The organism is Planococcus lenghuensis (genome assembly GCF_001999905.1).
Taxonomy (GTDB): Bacteria; Bacillota; Bacilli; order Bacillales_A; family Planococcaceae; genus Indiicoccus; species Indiicoccus lenghuensis.
The window spans coordinates 643,356-670,299 of record NZ_CP019640.1 but is presented as its reverse complement, the minus strand read 5'-3'; the positions used below and the strand labels follow the sequence as shown (position 1 = coordinate 670,299).

Annotated in this window: 19 protein-coding genes; 2 read left to right on the top strand and 17 right to left on the bottom strand. The window is 46.8% G+C overall.

Annotation, left to right across the window (positions count from 1 at the left end; all coding sequences use genetic code 11):
* Window positions 1–63: 63 nt before the first annotated feature.
* The 6 genes from B0X71_RS03505 to B0X71_RS03480 form a co-directional block, all read right to left on the bottom strand.
* Window positions 64–1,323 (bottom strand): TIGR02679 family protein, encoded by a 1,260-nt coding sequence (locus B0X71_RS03505; protein ID WP_198038679.1) that lies wholly within the window; start codon window positions 1,321–1,323, stop codon window positions 64–66.
* Window positions 1,320–5,429, bottom strand: a complete 4,110-nt coding sequence (locus tag B0X71_RS03500) for a TIGR02680 family protein (protein ID WP_077588145.1) — start codon at window positions 5,427–5,429, stop codon at window positions 1,320–1,322. The genes B0X71_RS03505 and B0X71_RS03500 overlap by 4 nt, the downstream gene beginning before the upstream one ends.
* Window positions 5,419–6,588: a TIGR02678 family protein gene (locus tag B0X71_RS03495; RefSeq protein ID WP_077588144.1), complete on the bottom strand. Its 1,170-nt coding sequence runs from the start codon at window positions 6,586–6,588 to the stop codon at window positions 5,419–5,421. Before B0X71_RS03495 ends, B0X71_RS03500 begins: the two co-directional genes overlap by 11 nt.
* On the bottom strand, window positions 6,585–8,054 hold the full coding sequence (locus tag B0X71_RS03490) for a TIGR02677 family protein (RefSeq protein ID WP_077588143.1): 1,470 nt from the start codon (window positions 8,052–8,054) through the stop codon (window positions 6,585–6,587). The genes B0X71_RS03495 and B0X71_RS03490 overlap by 4 nt, the downstream gene beginning before the upstream one ends.
* 343 nt (window positions 8,055–8,397) lie before the next feature.
* Entirely contained in the window at window positions 8,398–8,619 is a 222-nt protein-coding gene (locus tag B0X71_RS03485; RefSeq protein WP_077588142.1) for a type II toxin-antitoxin system HicA family toxin, read from the bottom strand.
* Window positions 8,612–9,025, bottom strand: coding sequence for a hypothetical protein (locus B0X71_RS03480; RefSeq protein WP_077588141.1), 414 nt, complete (start codon window positions 9,023–9,025; stop codon window positions 8,612–8,614). Before B0X71_RS03480 ends, B0X71_RS03485 begins: the two co-directional genes overlap by 8 nt.
* 284 nt (window positions 9,026–9,309) lie before the next feature.
* Between B0X71_RS03480 and B0X71_RS03475 the strand changes: the two genes are divergently transcribed.
* Together B0X71_RS03475 and B0X71_RS03470 are read left to right on the top strand one after the other, a co-directional pair.
* On the top strand, window positions 9,310–10,482 hold the full coding sequence (locus tag B0X71_RS03475; RefSeq protein WP_077588140.1) for a YecA family protein: 1,173 nt from the start codon (window positions 9,310–9,312) through the stop codon (window positions 10,480–10,482).
* A gap of 299 nt (window positions 10,483–10,781) precedes the next feature.
* A complete protein-coding gene (locus B0X71_RS03470) occupies window positions 10,782–11,255 on the top strand; it encodes a MerR family transcriptional regulator (protein WP_077588139.1) in 474 nt (157 codons plus the stop codon).
* A gap of 175 nt (window positions 11,256–11,430) precedes the next feature.
* Here B0X71_RS03470 and B0X71_RS03465 read toward each other — a convergent pair whose 3' ends face one another.
* The 11 genes from B0X71_RS03465 to B0X71_RS03420 all read right to left on the bottom strand — a co-directional run bounded on the left by B0X71_RS03465 (window position 11,431) and on the right by B0X71_RS03420 (window position 26,900).
* On the bottom strand, window positions 11,431–11,832 hold the full coding sequence (locus B0X71_RS03465; protein ID WP_077588138.1) for a GNAT family N-acetyltransferase: 402 nt from the start codon (window positions 11,830–11,832) through the stop codon (window positions 11,431–11,433).
* The gene (locus B0X71_RS20810) at window positions 11,816–11,968 is read right to left on the bottom strand and encodes a hypothetical protein (RefSeq protein WP_156889788.1); all 153 of its coding nucleotides are present in this window, start codon (window positions 11,966–11,968) and stop codon (window positions 11,816–11,818) included. The genes B0X71_RS03465 and B0X71_RS20810 overlap by 17 nt, the downstream gene beginning before the upstream one ends.
* An 808-nt stretch (window positions 11,969–12,776) precedes the next feature.
* Window positions 12,777–14,936 carry a beta-propeller domain-containing protein gene (locus B0X71_RS03460; protein WP_077588137.1) on the bottom strand — a complete coding sequence of 720 codons (2,160 nt, stop codon included), beginning with the start codon at window positions 14,934–14,936 and terminating at the stop codon, window positions 12,777–12,779.
* A 563-nt stretch (window positions 14,937–15,499) separates the two neighbouring features.
* Window positions 15,500–16,351, bottom strand: coding sequence for a hypothetical protein (locus tag B0X71_RS03455; protein ID WP_077588136.1), 852 nt, complete (start codon window positions 16,349–16,351; stop codon window positions 15,500–15,502).
* Window positions 16,352–16,513: 162 nt separating this feature from the next.
* A complete protein-coding gene (locus B0X71_RS03450) occupies window positions 16,514–17,077 on the bottom strand; it encodes a hypothetical protein (protein ID WP_077588135.1) in 564 nt (187 codons plus the stop codon).
* Window positions 17,078–17,102: 25 nt separating this feature from the next.
* Complete coding sequence (locus B0X71_RS03445) at window positions 17,103–17,786, bottom strand: DUF6998 domain-containing protein (RefSeq protein ID WP_077588134.1); 684 nt, start codon at window positions 17,784–17,786, stop codon at window positions 17,103–17,105.
* A gap of 144 nt (window positions 17,787–17,930) precedes the next feature.
* Window positions 17,931–20,018, bottom strand: a complete 2,088-nt coding sequence (locus tag B0X71_RS03440) for a GmrSD restriction endonuclease domain-containing protein (RefSeq protein ID WP_077588133.1) — start codon at window positions 20,016–20,018, stop codon at window positions 17,931–17,933.
* A gap of 391 nt (window positions 20,019–20,409) precedes the next feature.
* The gene (locus B0X71_RS03435; protein ID WP_198038678.1) at window positions 20,410–22,359 is read right to left on the bottom strand and encodes a DEAD/DEAH box helicase; all 1,950 of its coding nucleotides are present in this window, start codon (window positions 22,357–22,359) and stop codon (window positions 20,410–20,412) included.
* A gap of 613 nt (window positions 22,360–22,972) precedes the next feature.
* Window positions 22,973–24,241 (bottom strand): hypothetical protein, encoded by a 1,269-nt coding sequence (locus tag B0X71_RS03430; RefSeq protein ID WP_077588132.1) that lies wholly within the window; start codon window positions 24,239–24,241, stop codon window positions 22,973–22,975.
* The gene (locus B0X71_RS03425; protein ID WP_232336774.1) at window positions 24,238–24,843 is read right to left on the bottom strand and encodes an OmpA family protein; all 606 of its coding nucleotides are present in this window, start codon (window positions 24,841–24,843) and stop codon (window positions 24,238–24,240) included. The genes B0X71_RS03430 and B0X71_RS03425 overlap by 4 nt, the downstream gene beginning before the upstream one ends.
* A gap of 68 nt (window positions 24,844–24,911) precedes the next feature.
* A complete protein-coding gene (locus B0X71_RS03420) occupies window positions 24,912–26,900 on the bottom strand; it encodes a MotA/TolQ/ExbB proton channel family protein (protein ID WP_156889786.1) in 1,989 nt (662 codons plus the stop codon).
* Window positions 26,901–26,944: the final 44 nt, after the last annotated feature.

The following is a 26,944-nucleotide window of genomic DNA, read 5'->3' as shown; positions in this document are numbered from 1 at the left end:
CAGCATTTTGTCTTTCTCAATTATTGTGTATAAATCGAATACCCTTCAACATACGGGTGTTTTTTAATACTTCTCCTTCAGTTCATCAGCCATTCTCTCCAACAGCGCTTCCTGGTAGCCCGCTTTCCCCGTTTTGCGCATCGTCAAAAGCAGCTCCTGCACGTCGGGATGCGTGATGCTGTCCAGTTTTTTCAATCGGTCACCCAGTTCGACCGGCGACTGAGCCGCCGCATATGATTCCGCATCCATCCGCCACAGCTGGACGCGTCCCGGATGCCGCTCAAGCAGCCGGACCGCCATCGCCACACCTTCCGGATCGAAATCACCCGCGTAATAGATGTGATATCCCGATTCCATGAGAAGGTCGAGGAGTCGCAGCCCTGCCAACTTGAACTGGCCGTGTGTGCAGACGAGCGGGGCGGCCGGCACTGCATCGAGCAGCGAAGAAAAAACACCGGAATTCTCGATGACGTAGACATCGCTACCCACAGCTGGTCTTGCCCCATCAATCGTCAGCAATTCCCGCAGCGGCATATTGACCGCACTTTCTGTTTCAACGGCAGCCTGCCATACCGGATGCACTGCGCCGTCCCGGTTCCCGAGCAGATTGGCAAACGACACGAAATTCGAGATGTCATCGCGAAGAATCCGGAACTGCAGCAGAAGTTCGTTCACTTCTTCCGTGCCGGAAGGCGGCGCCCCGCCGCCGTGCAGCCGGAAATGCAAAAAATGGATGAGCAGCTTGCCGTTCATTCCGGACAAATCGAATGAATGCGGATTCCCGCTCACCCGCTGGCTGAACATCGGCAGCCGCTCGTACGTCTCCGGCAGTGCATTTGCTGCATCCGCCAGCAATCTAGCGCTCCTAGTAAAATCATCGGTCAATAAAAGCCGGATGATCCATTGCGCGTCGGCTGTCCGCTTGCCGAGATAATCGCAATAACTGGCCAGTACAGGATGGACGATCCCGAGTTCTTCAAGCTTCGCCTCTTCCTGTTCCCGCTTTTCTTCCCGGACCGACTTTTTGGAACGGATCGGTTCGCCGAAATATGCTTCGAGCAGTTCGGGCAGACCAATGCCAGCGAACTTCGTCTCCTGCAGCCGCTTGTCGAAAGCAATGAGGGAAATCGTTTTCTTTTTCCGCAAGCCGCCGAAAAACAGCGCCAGCGCTTCCAGTTCTTCTGCAGAGTAGCTTTCGATATTCACCGTGCCGCCCGTGCGGCCGAGCGATTCGAGTTTTTTCCGGAATTCACCGAACAGCTTAAGGTACACGGAATTACTTCGAAAGTAACGGACCGCCTCGCGGATCATCTCCTCGTTCATTCCACGAGCACACCTTCGGGGTCTTGCTCCGGCACGAGCGCCCGCCCGTCCCATTTATAGCGGATCACCGTCACGAAATCCGCATTGCGCGGCCGGACGAGTTCACAAACCGACAGCCCGCTGACCGTCTCGTAATCGCCCCACAGCACTTGGGAGTTCATGATGTAGTCAAACCCGAGCTGCTCGACGACTTCAAACATTTCCTTGATATTGTTCTCATCCACACCGGCGAACGCTTCATCGAGCGTAATGATGTACGGCGCGGTGTCGGCCGCTTCCAGATAGCGCGAATAGCACGCCGTGAACAGCGGAATGTACATCGCCATCGCTTTTTCACCCCCGCTGAACGTAAAGAATTTATGGTTCGTGAGTTCGCGGCGTTTTTCGTTCGTCCGCTCGTACGACAATTCAAACGAAAACCATTTGCGGTAGTCCAGGACGTGCTTCAGCACTTGCAGGAGCGTCTGCCCTTCCCCTTTTTCCTCCATCCACTGCTTCGCCGCTTCGATTTTCGAGCGGAAGTGGGCGGAGATCCGTTCCGTGTCTTCTTCCCTCAACAGTTTTGCGTCCTGTTTCAGAAGCGACACCAGATCTTTCGTATCCAGCTGGTCTTCGGAATCCGCGCTCCGCGGTTTCCACCGGATCGAGAATTTCAGACCGGACGAAGTGTCCCGGTCTTCCATCAGCTTTTTCATCCCTTCGGTCCAATGCTCCGCCCGGCGGATCCGGCTGCGCAGTTTATGGCCGACTGAGTTGAACAGGATCTCCTCATACAATTCCTTGTCCTGCTCATTCAGGCGGTTTTCCTGCAGGAGCTGCGCATCCGCGGTTTCCGCATACAGCGCGTACGGTGTCACGGCCACACCGCGGCTGTCGAAATCGATGAGCCGGCGTGAGGTTTTCTGTTTCCACTGTTCGATGATCGGCAGCCACTCGTCCGAATCGATGCCCGTCATCCAATCCTCCGGTTGCACCTGCACAGGGCGTTCGCGTGGCCGCTGCTCCGCAAGTTCCGTCTGAATATCAAAAAATACCCGCGTCAATTGGCTGTCGATCTGGCTTTTGTCTTTCGACATGTCTGCAGCCAGCGCCGCTTCCACTTTCGCCAAATCCTCGCGTTCACTTTCTTCGAGCGGAATAAACCCGCGCTTCAGTTCCGCCTGTACGGCTTTTTCCCAGCTAGCCTGCATGTTCGTCCAAAACGCGAGCGTGTTAGAAACGGTTGCGAGTTGGCCGGCCAGCACTGTCCGCTCAGCCGTTCGCTCCGGCAGCGTTTTGCGCCGCTCGGTGAGTCCCGTTTCGGTTTGCCGGAGCTCATCCTGCACAGAACGGATTTGTGCCCGGATGTCATCCGCCCCTTCCTGTGCCAGTTGTTCTTCAAGCTGCCGGAGGGTTTGCCCGGCAACAGCGAGCGCACCTTCGAGCACGTTCAGCTCACCTTTCAATTCATCGATGTCCATCATCAAGTTTTCCAGCCGCTCTTGTTCATTCTTCAGTTTTTCAGCTGTATGAAGATGCGTCAGATGCTTTCTTCTCAGTTCCGCCAATTGCTGCTCGTACGTCCGCAAATAGCCGAGCGCTTCCCGGTACGCTTCTGACGATGCTTCAAGTCCGAGCGCACCTGTCGCTTCGTGTACATCTCGCTTCAGCTGTTGGAAATCACTGTCCATCTTGCGGAGCCCTTCCGCCGCCTGCTCGATTTGCCTGCTCAGGAACTCGATTTGACGCTTTGCGTCCATTATTTCACTGAAACTCGTTTTCAGATCCGAATCTCCCGGAAAGGCCTGCCACGCCGTCTTTGACGTGGCCAGATCTGAAGCGATTGCTTCCCTGTCCGCTGTAAGCACGGCGACCTGATCGTTGATCGATGCAATTTCCGTCTCCAGCTCATGGATGAGCCGCTCCCGGTTTCGCCGGCGGGCTTCCCGCCCGACGTAGCGCACATCGTCGACCGGAACGGCGTGACCGGTCAGAATGCCGAGAGCGTATGCGCCGTTTTCTTCCATCCCGGTTGTACCGCCATTGTCGCCGACAAGCACGCTTTGCAGCACTTCTTTCACTTGTTCGGCGGAAATACCGGTGTCGCCGGGGTCCGTTCTCAAATAATCGGCGAGCGTATGGGCGAGCATGACCGGTTCTGCCGCGAGCACGCGGTCATGCCGGATGTCGATTGCCTGCTCCGTCACGAGCGCATCGAGCAGTCCGGCATCGATAAGCGCCGCTTCCAATCGCTTCTGCGTTTCCGCCGGCACGTGCGGCTGGAATTCCACCACTTCATACAGCGGTGCAAATACTGCACCCTGTTCCGAAAGGACACGTCGCGCTTCCATTGTTGCCGCATGGCGTTCCGGTTCCGGATCCCGTTGCGCTTTCCGCTTGTCGAGCTCCGCTGCTTTATCTTCGCGCTTGTCTCTTAGAACATTCAATTCATTTTGCAGCTCCAGCGACTTAAGCTGCAGCCGGTCGTCATATGCCTGGACGAACGGCTGATAGCCGCGCTTCACGTCATCATACGAAACGTCCGCATACAGCCCGTCCATCAGCCGGGCCGCTTGCTGGTGCGCAGTCCCGTCGACCCCGTATCGGCTGTTCGCCTGCGCCCATTCATGGAATCCGTTCAGTTTCTCTTGTTTATCTTCTTCAAATGTGATGCTCCAGCCTTTTGCCTCCTGCTGTTTGTCGTCCCGCTGTTTTTCCACGTCGCCGATTTCTTTCCGTTTCTGGGCGATTTTCTCTTTCAGCGCTTCGAATGCCTGCAGTTTGGTTCGGGCATCTTCCAATCGTTTATGATGGGCGGCCGCTTCGCTTTCCCATGTGCCGAACGAAAACGTTTCTTCCAAATGACGTCCGAAATCCGACGCGTTCTGCTCATGCTGGCCGAAGCCGCTCATTTCCCCTTCATACGCCATGTCCTGCAAATGATTTTCGAGCGCGTTCAGCTGTCCACCGAGCGCTTCTTCCGTCTCTCCGATCAGCCGCCTGCTTTGCCGTTCTTTCGTTTCATAGCCTGCCAGCCGTTCTTCCTCGCGGGTAAACTTGTTCTGATCCGCGGCATACGCTTCCTGCGCTTTTTTCCGCTCTTCTTCCAGCGACCACACGCGATGGCTCATGAGCCGGTCTTTCGTTTGCTTGAGCGCTTCCTCGCGCCGCTCATAGTCCCGGACTTCCCGCTCGAGCGCGGCGATGTCCGATTCCAGCGTCCCGAGCGATGCCGTCATTTCCTTCTCATCTTCCCGTTCTTTCTTCACGCGCGATACGGCCCGTTTCAATTCGGCGATCTGGTCGGCCAGAACTCGGTGATTATAGGCGTCATACGCTTTCGTCAGTCTGCCGAGCGCTTTCACTTCCCGGTCGAGCTGTTCGATCTGCTGTTTCGTCTGGTCCATCTGCTCGATCGAATCGGACAGGTAGCGGAGGTCTTCGTCCGTCAACGGCGGCAATGCGCTTTCCAGAATTTCGTAGATGACGGTCGGCCTGAAGTCCTTCGACAGTTTCGGGCTGCGGAGCTGGAGGAGAAGCTCGATCAGTTCTTTATACGCATCCGGCGTATCAAAGCCGAATACGTGCTTATTCACAAGCGCCATGTATTCCTGGTTCGTCTTGACGACTTCCCCGCCCGTGCCGATGAGATTCTCCAATTCGATGCGCGACCGCGGAATTTTCACGCGCTCCCCGTTCTGGTTTTCGGTCTTGTACAGTTCCAAGTCGAAGCCGATCCGCCGGTTATCCGTAATGACGAATCCCCACGACTTCAAGTCCTTGCCGCGCTTCGCCTGCATACCGATGCCCGTCGTCACGTACTGGTCCGTGTCCTGTTTTTTGTATTCGAGAAATAAATAACCGGTCCGCTCTTCCCGGTCGGTGATCTCTTTTTCGCCGAGCAGGTAATCTTCCATCCGGCGAGATTTCGAACCGAACGGATCGAGCCGGTCAGGGGATTTCTTTCCGTCCAATAACACCGGGAGAAAGCTTTGCATCGTGACCGATTTCCCGGAACCGTTACTGCCGCGCAATAAGAGTTTGCCGTTTTCGAAATCGAATGTCTCTTCATCGTAATACCAGAAATTCAACAGTCCCGCCCGGTTCATTTTCCATTTATTCGCCACGTTGCTTCACTTCTTTCACATAGTCTTTCGGATAATGACCGATCATCCGCCCGGCGCCGGACCGGATGACGATCATGTCATGTTCCGTGTCCGTCTCTGCCAGTTCCCATTCCTGCCACAGAGCAAGAAGCGCAGCAACTGTTTCCTTATCCGTCTCATCGCGGTGCTGTTTGCTCCAGCCGTGCCCGTGCCGCTCTTTCACTTGCCGCACGACCGCTTCGAACGTCTGGCGCGGCAGCCGGATCTCCCCGAGTTCCGTCGCTTCGGAGCCTTCCTGCTCTCGCAAATGCGCCGCCACATGCAGCGCGACACTGCTGATGCCCCGCTGGTCCGGGAACAGCGTATAGCGCCGTTTCCGCTCCGGCAGCGTCAGCATCGCCGCATTTTTGAACACTTCGAGCCGGAACGGCGTGTGCGCTTCCAGATCGTCGCGCAGCGAGTTCCGGTAATTGCGGATATAAGCGAAATCCGCATCCGCCTCCCCGCTCCGGTGCACGACAGGCGAAAACAACAGCTGCCGGTAGACGCGCTTGCGCCGCCGGTCGTCCGGGTGCCGCTGCCATTCGCTTTCCAGAATCTCATCGACGGAATCAAACCGGAACAGATCATCCGGATACGACCGCATGAAATAGCGGGCGTAAATCGCGACTTCATACAGCACTTCCTCTTCGGCATCCGACTGGAACAGCTCCACATTGCCGTCGATTGTCTGGATCAGTTTCAGCCGGGCGATTTCCTTCAGCGCCCGCACAAGCGATTTGCGGTGCCGGTAATCCGTCCAGTCGAGCGGAAAATCGCCGCCGTACATGTCCTGGATGCTTTCCGTCAAATCCGACAGCAGAAACTGCTCATTCACCGCTTTTTGTTCCGTGAACGCCAGCGCGCAACAGAAAATGGCGTAGTCCATCGGCTCCTGGAACACTTGGATGCCCATCCAACCCTTCGGTTCGACCGGTATTTTCTCCAATTTGATGAAATGCTGGCGGATGACCAAGTCGAAGCCGAATTTATCGCTGATGTAGCGCTTCAGCTTATGCTCCCGGTCTCGGATCAGCCGGTACGCGTCCGGCTCATCTTCCCGCAACACCCAGAACTGTTCGAATAACAGCCCAAGCGCTTCTTCCGTCTGTTCATCAAACCGCTCTTCCCGTTCATTCATGTCGTCACCTCTTCCCGGATGAAGCGGAAGCGCGCATTCGGCATTTCAAGCGTGCCGTCCGGCGATTCCAGCAGCACCGTTTCATGCGGATCGAGCGTCACTTCCACTTTCGTCCCGTATTCGGTCTGGATCGTCCGGTCTTCCTTCACCATCGCCTTGCCGATCCACGACAGCAGCAGCTTGCGCACATACGGCTCGACAGCGGGCAATTCATGGAGGCGGATTTCGCTACCGTTCATGTACTGCTCGATGACCCGCTTTTCCTCGCTGCGCCGCTTGAGATGCTCCCGCTTCGCTTCCTCTTTCCGCGCCCGGTGGTCCGGCATTTCCGTCGGTTTCGTCTTTTCGCCGTATTTCACGATCCGCGGCAGCGTCTCGTGGTCCATCGGCTGCTCTTCCCACGTATCAGTGTAGATATCATCGGTCGGAATATGGTCTGAATGGAAATGACGCGTATGGAACACGCCGAACACGACCGATGACAATTTATGCGCTTCGTCGACTGAATCCATTCCCGCGAACCAATCGGCGAGGTGCAAGTAATCGTCTTTCCGGCTCCGGAACTGCTGATTGCGCTCACCGAGCCGCTGCACGATGCGCGTGATGCGGCGGATCGCTTCGTTCGTCTGGCGCTGGACCGTCTCATACTGGCTGTCTTCGCCGCCCAAAAACCAATCCTTGATATTGGTCCATTTCTCTTCCATTTCGGTGACCGCTTCCGTTCCCGTCTGTTCAAAGCGGAATGTCTTGTCCTCGTGGCGGGCGACTTTTTCAAAAAACGCCGCCATGTGCCGGTGGCCAAGCGACTGCAACAGCCCTTGGATCTGCGAAGCCGTCTGCTGCAGCGCGATGATGAAATCACGCAAGTAAGCCGTGAACTTGTCCTTATACAGAAGGAACGCTTCCGATTTCATCCCTTCGCTCGCGTCTTCACTGCGGAGGTACGCGAAATAATCGGACGTGTTCTGGCGAATTTTATTGAAATAAGTCAGGACATCATCCCAATGCTGCGCGCACGTTTCCTCATTATCTTCCGCGGACGCCTCGATGCTCTTCAGGCATTTATACAGGCGGTCGAACTGCGTCTTCTCGAGTGAGCCGCCGAACGTGTCGTTTTGTTCCATGCCGGTGAGCATGCGTTCGAACTCGACGGTGTACGGCGTACACTGATAGCGGAACCGGCGCTTCTTGAATTCCTCGATCGTCCGCACATTCCCGCTTTCCTGCTGGGCGAACAGGTTGCCCCACTTCACGAGCTGTGTCAAATCCCCGTGGAGTTCCTCCATCGCATAGCCTTCGAACCCGGCATACTCCTTGAGGTGCGCGAATACTTCCTCCGGCAATAAAAATTCCTTCATCCGTTCGTGCTGAATATAGAAGAAACGCAGAATCGCCCGGTACGTCCCGGACTTCTCCGTCGATAAATACGTCGCTTCCTTAATGCGCTTGAACTGTTCCTCTTTCATGACGTAGCCTCCGTTCTGCGGGTCTGGTAGTTTCATCGTACTGGAAACGGATGGATGGCGCTACCTGTTGTGGGCTTTTGACGCGAAAAAACCGCCAACTCCAGGATGGGAGCGGCGGTTTTCATTGTTCTTCCAGAAACATGCTAGCAATTGACACACTCAGAAGAGGCGTGAGCATCCCGGCTATGACTGCTTGTATGTTGAGAGAGATAATACCCAACCTGTGTATCGCGACATTCCACCCAAGAAATTGAGCAGAATCATGAGCGAGCTCAAATTGTAGTAAATTGTGTTTAACACAGGGTCACGACTATTCACAGCTAATCATCAAAGATTAACGTGCTCACTTGATCCGGTTAAATTCCTCTTCTGTAACCTGCAACTGCTTGTTCAGTATTTCTTTCCATAAATGCCCTTTGACTTCTCCGGTCCCTCTGGAAACTTTCGTCCGTTTAACGGTTCCATCTTCCATCACTTTCATGAAGTAAATGTGGTGTCCTTTTTTCTTATACTCCTCCCAGCCATCCCGGCGACAGAAGCGTTCAATGTCTCTGAAACTAGGCATGGATCAAGGACTTGACAGCTTCAGAATCGGGCTGTGCCATTACATTCATGAGGAAGGGGAAATGCTGCTTCCGATTCGGAGAGTGGGCGTAAAGCGTGAAATGCTCCATGTAATCTTCAGCATAATCTACCAGTGAATCCGCCATCAGGTCAATGACTTCTTCTTTGGTCTCAGCGTTCTCAACCAAATCAAATCCATTCAATGTCATCGTGATGCTCCCATCGTCTTCTTGAATGAAATGCGCCTGAAATTGAAATGAAGCGAAGGCCACTCGTAGCTGTTCAGCGCTTAGAGCTGCCCATTCATCCCGACTCCGCTTCACAAAACGAGGTCCGATACGGATTACGTCATCGTTGAACTGTCCCCAATTCTTACGGACATCTGTTGCATTTAGAGTAGTTGGCATTATAGACTCCTCCTTTTCTTTCATTATAACACAAAAGTACATAACGTACGTTTTGTACAGATAAATTGCAGTGTATTAAATAATAGTTTCCTGCTCCACGAAAAAAAGCGCCTCTTCAATGGGCGCTCATCATTTACAATTGTGGTGAATAGATTGAGTAGTTTTCACTAAAGGGACGCTAGTTTTTCTTGCCGGGAAGTATCCGAGACTGTATGAAAACTGAAGATGATATACTATAGTAAACTGCAATCAATGAGACTTCCGCAGAAAAGGAGCTGAACCAATTGGATATCCTCAACAGACTTGACCCGTACTTGACAACAGAAGATAAAAACCTGCGAAACTTTGCCTTGCATATCCTGGAAAATTTACCGTCGATCAAGCCGGAGTGGCCGGACCGGTTGATACGCGCAGCCATTGACGATCCCGGTTTTTCGGCCCGCTACCTTGTTGCGCTCGCTAACTCGCCGGTCGACAGTGCTGAAGTTCCGGCATTTAAAGAAGCGGTCAGCAAACTGCAGAAGACGAAGTTGTTTCCGCTTCGGAACCTGGTGAAAAACCTTCCACTTGCCGTTCTGGTCGAAAACAGCAAGGAGTTCAGCTCTCTCTTCACGAAAGAGGAATGGGCTTTTCTGGTCAAGCTCTCGGAAGCATCAAAACAGAAGACGGACGAAATGCTGATGGAAACGCTGGAAAAACTCGATGCATCGCCGGAATACCGACCGGATCTATTCGACAGAGCAAAAACCATCAGCCGCCGGCAAGTGGAACAGGATTGGATCGACCGGGACATCCTGCGCCAGTCATTCGACTTGCAGATGCAGGCGCCTTACTTCGACTTTACTGGTATCATTACTGTCTATAGAATCAAGCTGCTGAAAGACGAAAGCTTTATCGCGGATCTCGCTCCGCTCCTTGCGCGGGACGAAGATATCCTGCTCGAAGAAGTAGCCGATGCGCTGGTCGCTTTCCAATCCGATGAAGTTATACGAGCGATTGAGCCATTTACCCGGATCGAGTATCCCATTTTCACATATGATGTGATGGCACAGACATTCAGCCCCTTCGCGATTGAAACCATGAAAAAACACTATTGGTCCATCGATGACCTCGAGATGAAATCTGTCATCATCAAGGGGCTGACCGAACAGCTCGCCAGCGAAGGCCGGGAAGAGATCGAACACTTCATGACTTTCGTTGCCAAGCCGCGCATTTACGATACCGAGGAGCAGGCGTATGGTTATTTCACTGTTTTAGGCCTTGATCATCCGGAGCTTGGCGAATGGAAGCGCATGGCAAGCGATCCCCGCAACATGGATATCCAATTTAATCCGCTGCAACCGACTCAACTGACAAGTTCTTCATCGAAAGCGCAAGCTGTATCCGATAAAATCGGACGCAATGATCCATGTCCGTGCGGCAGCGGGAAGAAGTACAAAAAGTGCTGCGGGAAGTGATTTCCGTGATCCATCCTTTTCTGTCGGCTCTTTTTTCGCTGTCCCTGTATCGGAAGCAGTTATGATTATTATGGCAATCAAATAGAAAGCAAGAAAGTGTCCCTGTGCCGGAAACAGTTATGACTATTTCATCGTTCGAATATTTTTACAAAAGGTGTCGTCAGTAACCATTGTATTCACTGCTATCACCTTTTTTCGCATACAGTTGTCGTGAATAATCTGAGTAGTTTTCAACCCAGGGACGCAATTTTGACTGGATATCCAACCTTCAGGAAATCTTAGTCGACGAGTCCCTGCCGTTGGCTGAATCGTTCGCTAAGGCGAAGTATTTTTTAGAAGAACTTTTCTTTTCGGTTACGAAAAAAGGTGAATTGTTCTATACCTATCATTCCGGATCACTGCTGAATTCAGCTGAGCTGCAGAAAGAGCTGGGTGTATCCCGCGCCACGATCAGCCGTTATGTTCAACAAGGGATGGAAGTCATCCCGAAGACCGGTCATAAACGATACCCTCTGCATAACACCTTCTATTGGAAAAATGGCATATGGGCAGCCCAGCTGCAAGTCCAGCAAGAGCGGTACCGAATTCGGAATCAGACAATGGAACAGCTGATCGAAGAATTGCAAGCGGAAGTCCTGGCATTCGAAACAGCGTATAAAGGGACTTTTGAAGAAGTTTTTGGAGACATTCAAGATCCATACCAGTTATCCAAGCCGGACGATTATTTCGACTGGCACGATGCCATCGAAGAGCTGAAGCGAATTGATGATTGAACAAGTGGTTGCCACACTAAGAGACTATATCGAATCCTACAAGAAAAAGTTATTTCGGGGCACTCTTCTTTACTCGTCAAAGTACTTTTCAAGCAACTCATGCTTATGTAAATCTGCCATCATATACACTAACCCGCTCGGATTACTGCGTGTTACCTCTTCTTCAATCAATGCTTCAAATTTTTTTCTTATACCACTCATACTTCTCTATTAATGCTTCCAGCGTTATATATTTTTCGTTAACCGTTTCTGCAAGATCGAATATCCTAGCTAAAAGCTTACTCCCTATTCCCCGGTTTTGGTACTCGCTTGCAACAGCTATGCGTGCTATATCTAAACATGGAATCTTAGTAATTTCTCCATCGCTCTCGATATCTACTGTCGATTTTCTCAAACTAAAAAAGCCTACTAAATCATCTCCAAGAAATGCCAATGTAGTGCTGCATTCCTTATCAATTGTCAGAAAGTAGGCTTCTTGTTTTAAAAAATTCTCTATACTTGATACTTGAATTTCCACATTTAAAAGATTGGCAATTTCATGATCTTCTGCTCGGATAATCCTAGTCTCTATTTTCATTTTGTTGTGATTCCCAATTCCTTTTAGCTTCAGCTTTTAACTTTTCCCGGCTTCTTTCGTTTTCTGCCAGTCTTTTTAAAAAGTTTTTTGCGTTTTTATCTTTCAATATAGGTCTTTCTCTTAAATCTACGGCCATGACACTCAACTCCCTTGGAAGTATTTCACCTATTATAACAAAGTTGCGTCTAATTCTCACTTGATTTGATGATTTGCCCTTCTTGTATTAGAAGCAGTTAGGATTAATTCTGATTCTGAATCACTATACGAAAATGCTATCAGCAACCCTTAGATTTACTGATAGCACTTTTATTATGCAATTTTCATGAATAAACTGAATGGTTTTCAACCCAGGGACATATCTCAATTGTATCTGTCCCTGTGTCGGAAGTAATTATGACCATTTCAGCAATAAAGTAATTATACAAAAGACACTGTCAGTAGCCCTTGGGTTTACTGGCAGTGCCCCTTTTCGCATACAATTGTCGTGAATAATCTGAGTAGTTTTCAACCCAGGGATGCTGTTAAAGCTGCAGGAGGAGATACTTTTGGACATCATAGTTAAACCGTTTCTTGCCCATTTCGTCACTCCCGACGAGGCCATCCAGAAACGCGTAGATTTTCCGCTTGTCGGTTGATTCCACACTAAGCTCTACAAGCATTCTGGCCAAGGCAACAGCACTTCCGTCATGTCTGGTATCTGTCCCTGTGTCGGAAATAATTATGACTATTCCAGCAATCAAATAACTATACAAAAGACACTATCAGTAGCCCTTGGATTTACTGGCAGTGCCTCTTTTTGTATACAATTGTCGTGAATAATCTGAGTAGTTTTCAACCCAGGGACGCTGTTACTCGGGCAAGGCTACAGTGGAAGAAGTGTGATTTTGTTTTTTACACAGGGAAGTGACATTATTAAACCGGCAGCTTTTCGCTGCCGGTTGGAATTATTGAATCGTGTACTCCAGAACGTCCGTCTGTTCATAAGAGTCCATGTCATAACTTGCGATTTTGCCGGGCGCGACGGTATACAGGGAATCACCACTGTAGACGATCCGCTCCACCATCTCAAACGAGTTGAAGTAATCATTCTCGTCGCTGACGGTCAGATCCGCTTCCCGTTCAATTCCGTCGGCCGTGATTTCGAGGAGGAATGCGCCCTGCGACTCTAACTCCATCCCCATCTCCCTGTCTTCTCGGGAAATGGCGACAGGGAATCCGTAAAGGTTCCGGTCCGGAATCGCAAGCAGCGCTTTATGGTCATGCATAATCGGCGAATACGTTCCGGCATCCCCAATGAGTTCAACGTCTTCTTCTATCGGGTTCAGCGGATCCGTCACATCAAACAGCGAAATCTTCATCCCTTTCGTCACGACCATCGGGGGTGCGCCTTTCACCGGTTCGAGTTCCGTTTCCATGCCAAATCCGATCAAGTGCTGATCATCGAGCGGGTGCAGATAATTCGAAAACCCGGGAATTTTCAGCTCGCCGAGCACTTCCGGAGCTGCCGGATCGCTCACATCGATCACGAATAGCGGATCTGTCTCGCGGAACGTGACGACGTACGCTTTATCGCCCATGAACCGGACGGAATAAATCCGCTCACCTCTTGCCAGCCCCTCGACCGAACCTGTCACATTCAGATCCTTATCCAAAATGAATAATTGGTTTTCAGATAGCTGTTCCTCCGGGAAGCCCCAATTGTGCTCTGTCGTAGCGACCCTCAAATTCCCTTCGTGCTCGTCCATCGAGAACTGGTTCAGCAGTGTGCCGGTCACTTCCGCGGATGCATCGAATGCTACGGCTGTTCCGTCGAGCAGGAACTTGAATATCCCCGTGTTGGCATCCTGCGGTCCCCAGAATCCCATTTCCGGCGCATCCTCCGCTTCGCTTTCAGCCGGCACATAATTCGTCGCTGTCAAATACAGTGTTTCTTCTGTCATATACAGCTGTTCGCTTGAACCGAGAAAACCTTTCGTCATGAGCTCATTTTGTGCGGAATCATCCAGGTCGACTGCGGAAGTGATACTGTAGGCTCCTTCCAGTGTGCCCGGCAGAATGGTCAGTTGCTCATACGGAATCGGCTGCAGCCCGCTGTCGTTTTTCGAGTCATACAGGAACGGCCGCAAGTTATCCTCTTCAAGTGAACCGCCATTCCAATACGCCATTTTATAGACATTGGTCACAAAATACAGGACCCCATTTGCGATGCGGGCGCTGTTCAAATGGCCTTCCGTGCTGATTTCCCGAACCAGTTCCGGGTTCGCCGGATCGCTGATATCATAAAAATAGATAGCGGTCATTTCTATATGGGGCATCATTTCCACCGGCGGAGACTTTTCAGATGAAGACTGAATATCCGCTGCACCGTATCGCTGCCCAAGCACAATCAAAAGGTCATCCTGCAAAAACAGGCGATCAGGCCATACATGTTCCCAGAATGTGATTTCCGATGCTGTACTTAAATTTGCGGGATTCCGGATATCCGTGATGACAACTTCCCCTTCCATTGCGGAGTAAATGTAGGAGCCGTCTGTTTTAACAGAATCCGCTTCATCGACCCCGGCTTCCTGAACATTCGTAGCGGAATGTTCAGAAGCTCCCGCACTGTCTGCAGAAGCGGACTCCTCAACCGCTTCTTCTCCTTCCGCAAAAATACCGAAACCTTCCTGCTGCTCTTTCATCCGTTTTGCGAGCCGCTCAAAATAGTCCGTCAGCTGTTTCTTCGTCAGCGGCTCCAAGCTGTCCATGATGGAAAAAGGAACCCGATTGGCAGTGAGTGTCTTGAATAGACCGCCTCCCAGCACCTCATCGCTGATGTGGAGGGTATAATCTCCTTTTGGCAGCGGATCGATTTCCAGTGCTTGGCCGTTCCCGGCAACTTGGATGGCCGCATCCACTTTTTCTCCGCTCTCGTCTGTCACATAAACTTCCTCACCGGAAAGCCCGCTTTCATCCAGCGGCGAAGAAAATGTGACGCGCATCTCAGAGTCGTTCATCACAATCGAAGGTGCGTTAACCGCCACTTTTTCAATCATAAACGCCAGTCCGATACCGAGGGTTGCGATAATTGCCGCTACACCAAGCCATATCATCCGCCTGTTCACAGAAATCAACCTCCCTTTCCTGTCTTTTGCTGGATTAGACTCCCAACCGGCGGATAAGTTTCAATTTGCCAGTATTTTCTTTATTTTGCTGCGTGAGGGGGTATTAAGCATTCATTTGGCGTTCATAGGTATCCCGTTGGCATCATCAGGCATTCATTTTGCGCTGTCAGGCATTCAAATCAACTTATCAGGCAGCCAGAGGAATTTATTCAGCATTGCTTCCGATGCGTCGTCGTTATGCCAAGAACAGAACAAGAGCTGACCGGAATCCCGGTTAGCCCTTGTTCATAATATCTTCTTCAGTTTCTGGACAACCAAATTCCCGGTCTGAGCAACAGTACGGAAGCCATTAGTGAATGTTCCCCGTGTGTCACACAATTCCCACACAATTTTATAGGATGAATAAAATAAAAGAGATACACTTGAAGTGCTAATACAGCAGGACGACAATATATGAAGTATAAATTGTCGTGTATTATAAAAATCGCTTAGAATTGATTTTACACAGGAACGCTTCACTACTGTAAGCAAAAAGATATAAGTCCTTCATGTTCTTGATTGACTTATCCCAATTTATTATCGTGATCTTCATCCTCTATTTCTTCAAACTCAGCATCAATAATAGTTTCAAAGTCTACAACCACAGTTTCTTTCGGAGCACCAGACTTATAGAACTCCACATCAGCGATAGGCAATTCCCTTAAATGATTTTTCAACCGGTTTGCCATCGGAAGAAATGATGAATAGGTTAATCCGCCAGAAATGACAGTCCCTGCTAATGGAATAATCTTGCCAACCCCCTTAGCAAAACTGTCTTTCGTCATTTTCACACCAACCAGTCGCGCAACACGTTTGGCAATGGGGTAAATAGTTCCCTTTGTTAAAGGCTTTTTCACTAAATCTTTCTGAGCTTGCGCTGCTGCAGATTTGGCCAGTTGGCCAATGGCTGCATTGGCAGTATTCACCCCGAACATAACCCCGATAAAAAGTGTTAACTGGTTCATGGTCTCGTCATCCACTTCGCCATCCAAATCGAATATTTCATTCCATCCATACAAATAGACAAGCTTCTGAAGGACTCGGATGACATGTCCATAATATTGAGCAATATCCGCAGGTACTGTCCCAAAAGCAGCTAAACCGCCTGGAATTCCCGCTACAGCCGAAATTGAGGTGACTTTCCTTGTCTCATTCCGAATGCAAGCTTTCGCTATTTTATCTATCACTTCTGTCGGAATACCAGCACTTGCCGGATTCTGCTGAATCGCCAGCTCAATGACTTCTGATGAATAATGCTTATTGAACTGATTCTTCAAGAACTTTTCCCTTTCAATTTTGACCCCTGGAACTTTCAGTGCGTTTTTAAGAACTGAAACAAATAATTCTTCAGATGAGAGCTGCAATTCATAGGCCATTTAGAGGTTTCCTTCCATGTTAAATTTATAGGTTTGTTTACGTTAGTATATACTCACATCGATAACCCATTATCGATGTTTAAGATCATTTATAGATCCCGACTGTACCCCATAATAGATGATATTATTATCGACTCAAGACCTTCATTATCAGATCTCTAACTACTCCTTTGCTGACTTTATAGCCTGGTTAATTCCATCAAACCCCACTTGAATCGGTCTCATTTTCAGTAAACTGGCGAGCCCGATCATTTTTTGTTTGCCTTTTTCACGATCGAGTTGCCTGGCAGATAGTATGTAAAAGGTCCATTGATCCAGGTCCAGCGGATTCACTTTCTCCCGGTCAAGTTCCTCTAATATACAAAAGATGTAGACATCTGCGCTGCGGATTGCTTCAGTGGAATATGTGTTTGTCTCCGCGTCCCAAGCCAGCGCCGGGCGGATGCTGAACTGGATTGTAGAATGCTTCGTTTGCTTCCAGGACTGTAGATACGCGGCAGACTTCACTTCAATCTTGGTCCCATCCTGCGTCACAAGATCGTACGCATCCCACTCGATTCTCATATCGTTCACTGCATTCACTGCTTTTGCCACAATGAAGTCAGCAAGCTGTCCGCGTAAAGCATTATTCAGTATATCTGATTGACTCCATCTCCAAAAATCAAGAAGAAGGAAGTCAGTCGCTTCATCTTGAAAAACAAACGGCTCTTCCCCGGTCTTTTTCATGCGAATAACTCCATTCCGATTTTAATTACTGCTCTACTTGTTTCAATTCCTTAATAATTACCGTCCCCAGCTGCCTCGTATTATACGGGTTGCCCTTTGAGTTCAGTGTCGAAATTGAAAGCCGCCCCGCAATCTCCCGAAGAGCCGGCTTCACAATCTGCTGTTTTTCTCCATTTTCATATACTTCAATACTCCCGCTTTCCAGTTCCCGGATTTCGTAATTCTCGTAAATAGCGCTCCTTATCGCCAAGACATCTTGGTCATTGCGAATTTTTCGTCTTGGTTCGGACAGTTTCGACATGGCGATCGACAGTTTACCGTCCGGCCGCTCCGTCATCAATTTTTTCGCTGCTTCAATCGGTTCATCCAGCAAAATCTCCAGTTCCATTTCCTCTTCGTTGAACCGGAGAATAATGATCCGGTCAGCCAGGTGCAAGGTGTTTGGATTGAACGCTACGAATCCGCTGCTGCCGGTGCGCGCGGTCGTCTTCACCGAGATACGCTCATTGTCTTTTGTCACCACATCATAGCCTCGCTCATTCACCGCTCCCGCCATATTGCCATTCGTATACATCGCTACATACAATTCGCCCATGCGACCAATCAAGTGACGCAATTCACGTGGATCTGCTCCCCAGCTTAGTTCTCGTTCCAACCAGTTCATCGCTTCACCAAGCGACTGGATGATTTGCATTTGGGTTAATGCCATTCACTTTTCTCCTCTTTCATGTTCATAATTCACCTCATGTTACTTGAAACTGTAATTCCATTATAGAAATAAGAGACTTTATTCCATTGCCACTTTGCTAAACTAGAACCCTAACTAATAGAGCGTTTGTCTCTCGACTCCTCACTAAATATCCAAAAATAACAGCCGCTCTTTTGCTTCTTCATCTTTAAATTTTATATTCCAGCGCTTCTCCATAAAGTTAAGTAGTTTCATCCCTCTTTCCCTAATGGCATCTGGAGTCCAATCTTGATAAGCTGATACTTCAATCTCTGAATGTGATCCATCCGAGTAGCCATTTCGAATTTTATTGTTGTCTAGGTCATACTTTGGTTTTTTCTTATCTTGGAAGCTGTCGTTCTGTAAAGAGCTATTGATAGATCCGGACAATAAAAGTAGATTCCCAAGAGACCCCTGGTAATAATATAGGTCTTTAGAGTCGATGTCCCTAAAGTTCTGTTGCCAGTAATTATTATCGGGTGTCTGAGGGAATATGTGTTCAATAGTAATTCTGTCTTTCAAAGTCTTTAGTAAGTCATTCCAATCAACTTTCTTCTGACGACTACTATCCTGAAGTGATGATTCGTACTCATAAAGAAAATATCTAAGCCCATTCCAGCCATAGTACCCGCTCTGATTATTTTTGCTAAACTTTTTCTTCAATAGCTCATAGAAGTAGGATTCATCAATTGATCCATCCTCATTGAAGAAGTAAGAAGCGTTATATTCTAGTTTTTCCTTAATCTCATCTATCGTTAGTTTCTTCTGATCGAGTTCACGAGCAGCATTATAGAATTCACTATCTCGGTAAGTCCTTCTTACTTGGTCCAGTCGAAACACAAGGAAGATGAATCGTTCTATGCTCTTAAATGCTTCAAGCCTCTTCTCTAGCACTGCTTCATTTTTTAAGATTGACATCACCAAAGGCCTGAAATAACCCATACCAATCCGATTCAATCTGTCTAACATTTTCACTTCTTTCGGGTCCATTCCTGTCGCAAATTCCGGGTAATGAGAATTAAACCAATGAACTGAAGAAGCTTTCAGCGAATGAACATAGTCCTTAATGGCTGACGAGCTAAGTCTTTCATTGTTACTGCCATTAATTAATGCTGTCTCATCTGCCGATTCTTGAATATCCTCCGCTTCATTAATTTCATCTTCTCGCTGCTCCTCAGGATCTTCCAGTTCAACCGCTCTTTCCGTATTCTCATAAATCCGTTGAGGAGAAAATTGTTCATCCAAAAGGAATTTTATATAATCGTTACCGCGTTTACGTGAATACTTGAAATACATGATCCAGTGTGCTTTTAGGAAGTCATCATCATTTAAGGGCCGTTTCTCGTTTCGTCCAAGTTGATGGTATGCTTCCTTCCAAGCCAAATTAATGTCGTTCCGCATACTCGTTCTATCTGCTTCATCCAGTTCTTTTGAGCTGTACAACGTAGTTAAGTAAATCAAGCGATTCTTTAAAAGTTCCAAATCAGATAGCTTTTTCCCTCTGTTATTCATCGTTTCAAACGCGACAAAGACATCGAACTCGTCTTTAATGATGAACTCATTGAACAAAAAATTCTTTGTCAGTTTGCGAAACAATTTTAACAAACCATCCATGCCCTCGTTTGCTGCTAACTCCTCTAACTGCTTTTTAAAATATAGGTTAGCATTTCGAAGATTCAATGTATAAAATGTTTCTGTTATCGTCCCAGCATTCGGCTCTTTAAAAATCCGGTAGCGCAGGAACTCTTCACTTGGGTTATCAATTGCATAGCCAAATTTATATGTACGATACTCATTCTTAGTAGGTTTAGTTCTATAGAGGAACCGTTCGACAATTGTGCTCAGATTAAGCGTATCAGATACAAAGATATCCTTGTCTTCCTTCTCAGGATACTTCTCTCTCATAAAATCAATGAAGGATTGAATGAGAATGATGGTCGTCGTGAGTCGCTGCTGCCCATCAATGACTTCATACATTTTGTAAGAGTAGTCATCTATTAACCAATATTCATTCTGATTTTCCTTGACCTGCTCAGATTTCATCTCTTTCAGGGTTAATAATCCTGTGTAATGAGATCTGCTGCTCGGGAGATTCACTAGATCTTCCCAGAAATCTTTCAGCTGACTTTTTTGCCAAGCATATCCTCTTTGATAATCAGGTATACGAAATATTTTATCCTTAAACAGTTTATCTAACGTTGTTAGCTCGCTCATCTTAGCACCTCAAATGTTTTATTTTTTAATAGGAATTCTGAAAATTTTTTCGACTTCCGAGTAGTCACCCACTCAGGTCTCTTCACATAAATGTTTAATTCAATAATAGCAATCCTCACATATCAATGTTCAAGTTTTTGAAAAATGTACTAATTTAGTAAGTTGTTAATGATGTTCAAGAGCCGCCTACTTTAAAACCAATGGGAATTAATTGTAGATAACATTAAAACCTCCAATAGATTTTTCTATTGGAGGCTATATAGACATGCGAGCGTTTTTTGGTTTTCATACCCATTTGCTAGTTAAACGAACATAAGCCCCCTCGGAGTAACTAGCCGTTATGTTAAAATTCATTGCTCTCACTTCCCCGATTCAATTTCTCTACAAAAATTTATACACTTTTCATTTTCTCCAAGACTTGCCTCTGAAAAGACGCAGTATCAAACGGAACGATTACATTCTCAGCCAGCGCCGATTTCTCTGACAAGAGCTCATGCATCAGTTCTTCTACAGTTCCTTTTGGAAAATTCTCTGCATCCTTTGTGATCAACTGATAAACATAAACGTCTTTTGTTTGTCCAATCCGGTAAGCTCTATCCGTCGCCTGGTTCTCGACTGCCGGGTTCCACCACCGGGTGAAATGGATGACATGATTGGCACTGGTGATTGTCAGTCCTACACCCGCAGCTTTCGGGGAAAGGAGCATGACGGCAAACCCGCTCTTTTCATTAAATTGCCGAACCACTTCTGACCGGTTAGCAGTCGTACCGTCAATGACAGGCACATGAATGCCGTACTTCTTTGTGATTTCGGTTTTTAAAATGGAATGGACCTTTCTAAACTCAGTAAATACAAGAACCTTCTCTTGTTGTTTTTGAACTCGTCCAAGTAATGCCATCAATTCCACCAACTTTGGTGAATCACGAACTAAAGGCTCTTCATCCGTTACGACGGCAGGATGAGCATAAAGCTGCCGGAGATGCATGAGAGCATTCAAAGCAGAAGCTTGTCCTCCGCTCATTGAACTTCGCACTGTCCCAGCTAAGTGCTTTTGCTTGGCCGATGCATTTAGGTAAACAGGTGCCAGTAAATGCTTTTGCGGGAGCCTATCTGCAAGTACTTCCTGCTTGGTTCTTCTCAAGTAAAAATCTTTCAGTTTTGTCATCAGTAATTCGTGATTAGTTTGTTTCACGAACTGCGCTTTGAATTCAGCCAGCGAGAACATTTCACCTGGTGCTACGAAATCCATGATGGTCCAGAGTTCTTCCAGACCATTTTCTACCGGTGTACCCGTCATCGCCAGTCGGAAGTTCCCTTTCATTGCACGCAATGCCCGAGATCTGGAGGACAAATGAGATTTAATATTTTGTGCTTCATCCGCTATGATGTTTTGGTATGTAACTTGCCCAAAGATAAGCTGATCCACCTTAAGCGTGTCATAGCTAATAAAAGTAAGAGGCTGGTTCTCCAAAAAAGCGACATCCTTGATACGTTGACTGCCTTGGTGGATATAAATGCTGTCTTTTAGTACCGGCGCGAACTTCTCGATTTCATTTTTCCAGTTTTCAATCAGCGCAATCGGCAGCACGATTAGGGATGGCACCAGCTTATCCTGCTCACGCTGATGCAACAAAAATGCGATGACTTGCATCGTCTTCCCAAGACCCATATCGTCAGCGAGCAAACCGGCGGAGCCACTTTTCTCCAGACTGCATAGCCAGTCAAAGCCTTCTTTTTGATAATCATACAAATTGGCTTGCAAAGTCTTCGGAATAGGAAAAGATTCGAATCCTCTCCCTTTGGCTTTCACGTCGTACTCCAAGGCCCTTTCATTATCATAAATATCCAAAGTCACTCTCGTACTGTCAGATTCTTTTTCTTCTTTTCCAAATCCTAAATCCGCTTTTAATCCATTACCGGCATAGATATAGGTTGATGCCAGACGGTAAAAAGAACGCTTAGGATCTTTCTCGATTTCCTTCTTCAATTCTTCCTCGTCAAAAGGGACAGGTTCTCCGCTTTCTGAATCGAACCATTCTGTTTTCCCATTACGAAAAACCGAACGTGGACGGGCAATGGTGATAAATCCTTTCACTCGCTCAGAGAATGACTCAATATCAAAGCTAAACTCATGGTCAGGGAAAAGGGATTTCGGATTATCGAAAAACTGTGGGATTTCTTCATCATGCAGAACCGGATGTTTTCGAAGCTCTTTCAGATCACTTTTGACTTGCTGACTTTCGGCAAACCGTGTCCGCTTCCCCTCAGAGCTTACAGGCAGTTTTCTGCCCTGACCGTTTAAATGATCCGTAATTGCCGGTGAAGCACCTTTGACTTCCAAGACCATCTGATCCGGTTCCACTAACTTCGGTTCAATGGAAATTGAATCTATGTATTCGTACGTCTCCCGTTTTAAAAAATCATCCATTTGGAAATCATGGGTTCTCGCTATAGTCTGTACTTTTGCTATCTTTTCGTACCCCGTTTCAAATGCAGAACTGTTTATGGTTTCATACAGCTCCCAAACGGCTTTCGGTAAATAAAAACTCTCTTTCTCTTGCTGGTAGAATGGATATTTAACGAAACCTGTATGCTGCAGGTGAATTCCCTGTTCGTTCTTCAAGTCCAATTCAAACACTGGATTCTGCCCGGAAGTGCCCGTCATCCTTATTGTGAGATCCACCTTTTTTTCGGATACAGGAAGGCCCATTCTCTCAAGAATGGGCATAAAATCTTCATCTGAAACAAGACTGTAGAATACTTCTATTGGCAGGCTGCCATTTTCCATGAATTCCGTTTCATTAAGCTCCTCATAAGCAACATATCTATCAAATCCTTCATTCTTATAGAGGCGTCGGAAATCTGAATCAGAAAGCGGGACTTGGATCGGTGTTTTTTTCGAACCTGCTTGTTCAAAGAACGAAAACAAGATTTCCCCATCTCTGCACGTATAGTCATTGACTACTGAAGCTTTGCCGATTCCGAATAATCTCATTCTCGTTAACCTCCCAACCTAATCTCGAACGTAAAAAGTAATCAAATTTATATTGCCAACCACCACCATGAATCAGCTTTTCTTTTGCAATTGTCAAGCTGGTATCCATTAACTCTCTTCTTGTGATCCTTGCTGAATCCCTTACATAAACCTGGCCGCTTATTAATTGTTTTGCTTCTTCATAGCGCTTCACTTTCTCACCATGATAATTTTCGAAAACAGAAACATCATAAAAGTAAACAGCGCCTGTACCAAACACTTCCATAACGACAACATCATCAAAGTACATAAGAATCGTTTTTTCACTACTATGGTTAATAATCACATGCCTCTTCACACGTGAAGAAAACTTTTTCCAATAGTGTGCGCGTTCATGATTATCTCCAATATTTCCAAAGAAACGATCTAATTCTTTTGAAATATACCAAGCATGAAATGCGATTTTTTCGGATTGGTCAATATGAATCCATTTCTTCTCCTGCCGTCTGTAAGTCCCCATATACCTGTAAATTGTATGACTGATTTCTTCAAGTTCATACAATAGTTCTGAGCGTATGAAGCCACCGGCCAATCGCTGCTGCTTAAAGTTATCGGCTCCCTCAAACAATTCAATGAATTTCGCTTTTTGTTCACGATAGAGAGTTGGCTGGCCATTAGAAAACAATTCTATCAACAGACTGTGATAGAACTTCTGGTTTTCTTGTACCATCAAGTAATCCAGTATGTCACCAAAAGACAATTGTAATTTAGTTTGCTGCAAAACAAATTGGGCATGCTGTTCTTTAAGTAAGATAAACTCATCCCAGAACTGGATTTTTCGGTTCGTCCAGCCGGAAGTGATTGTTCGTCGATTCGTTTCATAACTTTTTTGGACAATCGTCCAGCTCGCTTGAAACTCATTGTCCAAGTAACACGCATAAAGTGCATAGTCGAAAAGAGCAGCATCTCTGCCCACTCGCTCAAGCAGATGCTCCACAGCATAAACAGCTTTGATTTCCTCTTTAATGACTGGAAGTAAGAACGGAAAGATTTTCAGCAGTTTGGAAGGCAATTTTACGAGCCAGTCACAGAACTCTTTAAATGTCTTCTGCAACACCACTTCCAGTTGTTTTTTCAATTCACTTAGCTGTGCGCGGAATTCTGCTGTATCTAAGTTCAGCAAGCGTCGATGCTTAATTTCCTTTTCAACCCATTCTGTAATGAAAACCGGCTTATAGACAAAATTCATTCGTCAGTCACCAACTTTTGAATTGCTTCAATCCGTTCATCTTCTTTCAACCTAAATAAGAATTCAACGCGCCGGGATTTCTCAGCACTATACGTCCCATCTTCGTTTTCGACGGGGACAGTATAGCTGCGACCATTAGAAGTGAGTATTTCTTTTGAGATCTCTTTTTGTTCAAAATCAGGGAACCCCTCCTGATATATTTCCTCAACGACCGAAAAAGATCGTTGCTGTGATAAATTCAGATTGTAAAGATAGGAACCTTCCTTGTCGGTATGCCCTTCGACGATGATTGAAGCAATATCATCCTTAAACCGTTCCTGCAGAATGATACCAAAATATTTCGGCACAAAATTTCTGAGGAAAGCGACTCCTTCTTCGGAAAGTTCCGTAGAGTCGTATTCGTATAGAATATTACCCGGGAATCGGATGGCTCCCGTTTGCGGATCAACTTCTATATTCATGTTTGAGTCTTTAAATTCCTCCATCAATGCTGCAATAATGTCGGCTTTAAGGGTTGTCACTTCATCTATCTGGCGCTGCTTCTCTTCGATGTCTTCTTTGTACTCAAGAATGACAGTGGTTAAGACAAGCGCGAATACCATAAGCATGGCACTCATCAAATCAGAGTAGGACATCCAGTAATTTATCTCTTTCCGCCGTCTCCCCCGTCTCATACAGCCGACTCAACTCTTTTTTCCAGTTGGCTTACATAATCAGTTAAGTAGTTATTTGCATCTTTGTAGTTATCAGCCATAATCTTAAAGTGCGTAACTGCTTCTTTCAGTTGCAGATCAAATTGTTCGAATGTTGTCTGTACACCGGATTCAATATTATCTTTGAAGTCACGGACAGACTGACTGAGTTCTGACTTAACAGCAGAAAGGTTTCTGGCAGTCTGCTCCCACTGCTCTTTTGAATATCGGATCTGTTCTGTTGTTTCTTTTAAGCTTATCTCCGTTGTTTCCATAAAGGACTCGATTTGTCCTGTCAGGTTACCGTTCCATTCTTCTAAATGTGGAATGAGCTCACCTTGCATCTCTTTCATGTCATTTAACATAGTTGCTAATTCTCCAAGGCCTGATACGGTTTCATTTAACGATGTACTCAACGGGATCAATTCACTGATCGCCACTTTCGCGTGTTCAATATACTCAGCGGAATTTTGAGTAGCTTCCATTTGCTTTTCAGACGAAGTACGAAGTTCCTCTGCCAGTTGTTCAAAGCGGCCAGAAACCATTTCAGTTTTTCCGACAAGGTCTTCAATCATGGTTTGTTGGACTTCAGTCATCCGTTCTCCAAAAGAAGTGAACTGCTCAACAAGATTGTCCGATTTCTGCATAAAATCATAGTTTCGATCACTGAGGACTTGTTGCGATTCAATCTGCTGCAGCATCATCTCTTGCATACCGCCAAAACCTGCTGCCAGCTCTGTCAACCGCTCCTGTGATTTGCTGTAATGACTCTGTGCAGATTCCATGCGGGTAGAGAGCGCAGAGAAATTCTCCACAATCTGATCGGTCCGTCCCATTACCTGCTGGTTTGATGCTGCAACTTGTTCGAATTGAGCAATCGATTGTGTCAGTGTAGAAAACATTTGCTCCTGTGCTGACTGAGAGTTCTGAAGCATGGTGTTAAAATCATTAATCGTTTTCGATGTGGAAGTTGTAATTTGTTCTACAAGCTGGCCCGACAAATCGTCTCCCTGGTTTTTAATGATATTTAAATGTTCTTTTGATGTTTCTGCCTGCATGCGAAGTTGATCAGACATTTCTCTGTTTCCTGCTTCAATTGTCTGCACAAAAGGAACCATGGCTTTCTCCAAAGCATCTGTTAACAACGTCCGCATCTGATCAACTTGCTGATGCTGGATTTTCTCGAGTCTGTTCAAAAAGATCTCTTCATCATCGGCATTGAGCAGGAAATGCAATTTATTGATATGCCATTCAATGGAACGGTCTGTGTTGTATGTAATGGTACGATCGATGAAAATCCAAATTATTGATAACACTACTCCAAGGACGGACGTATAAAAAGCGGTTTTCATTCCCCCGATTAGATTCGTCACGCCGTCCATAAGAACTGTTGAGTCTGTAAAATTCAAGCCTGCTAAACCAATTGCAAGACCGATAAAGGTTCCTAAGACGCCTAATGAAACTTGAAGGCCGCCTCCATAATCAAGGACACTCCGTTGCCCTAAGGCATCATGCATGGCATCATATCCAAAAAAAGGTTCTACACGTATTTTTTCGTCCACAGCCTTCTCTTTTGTAATTCGGCCATAGTATTTATCCCACTGCTTTTTGTATGAAGAAAAAGGTTTCAATCTATTGAATATTGAACTTAAAGCAGGATTCAGTTCCCCTACTTGTGTGTTTCCTTCTATTTTCTTCAATTGACTTTTCACTATGCGCATATCGTTATAATTGATTAAGTTCCATATCAAATGAAATCCAAGCAACGCTGCGAAAATAAGGAGCTGAAGCATCATAAAGCTATTAGTAAATACATCGAGACCCGCAGTTTCAAACCCTAAAAAGAGTTCTTCAAAATACGAAAACACACGCTTCCCCTCACTTTGTCTTTTTCCTTCAATTGTATCACCGTCTTCTAAATTTTTCCTCAAAATATTAGGACAAAAATAACAAAAAGATGCTGACAAAGGCCAACATCTAGTCATCCAACTAATTATTTTAACGTGTATAT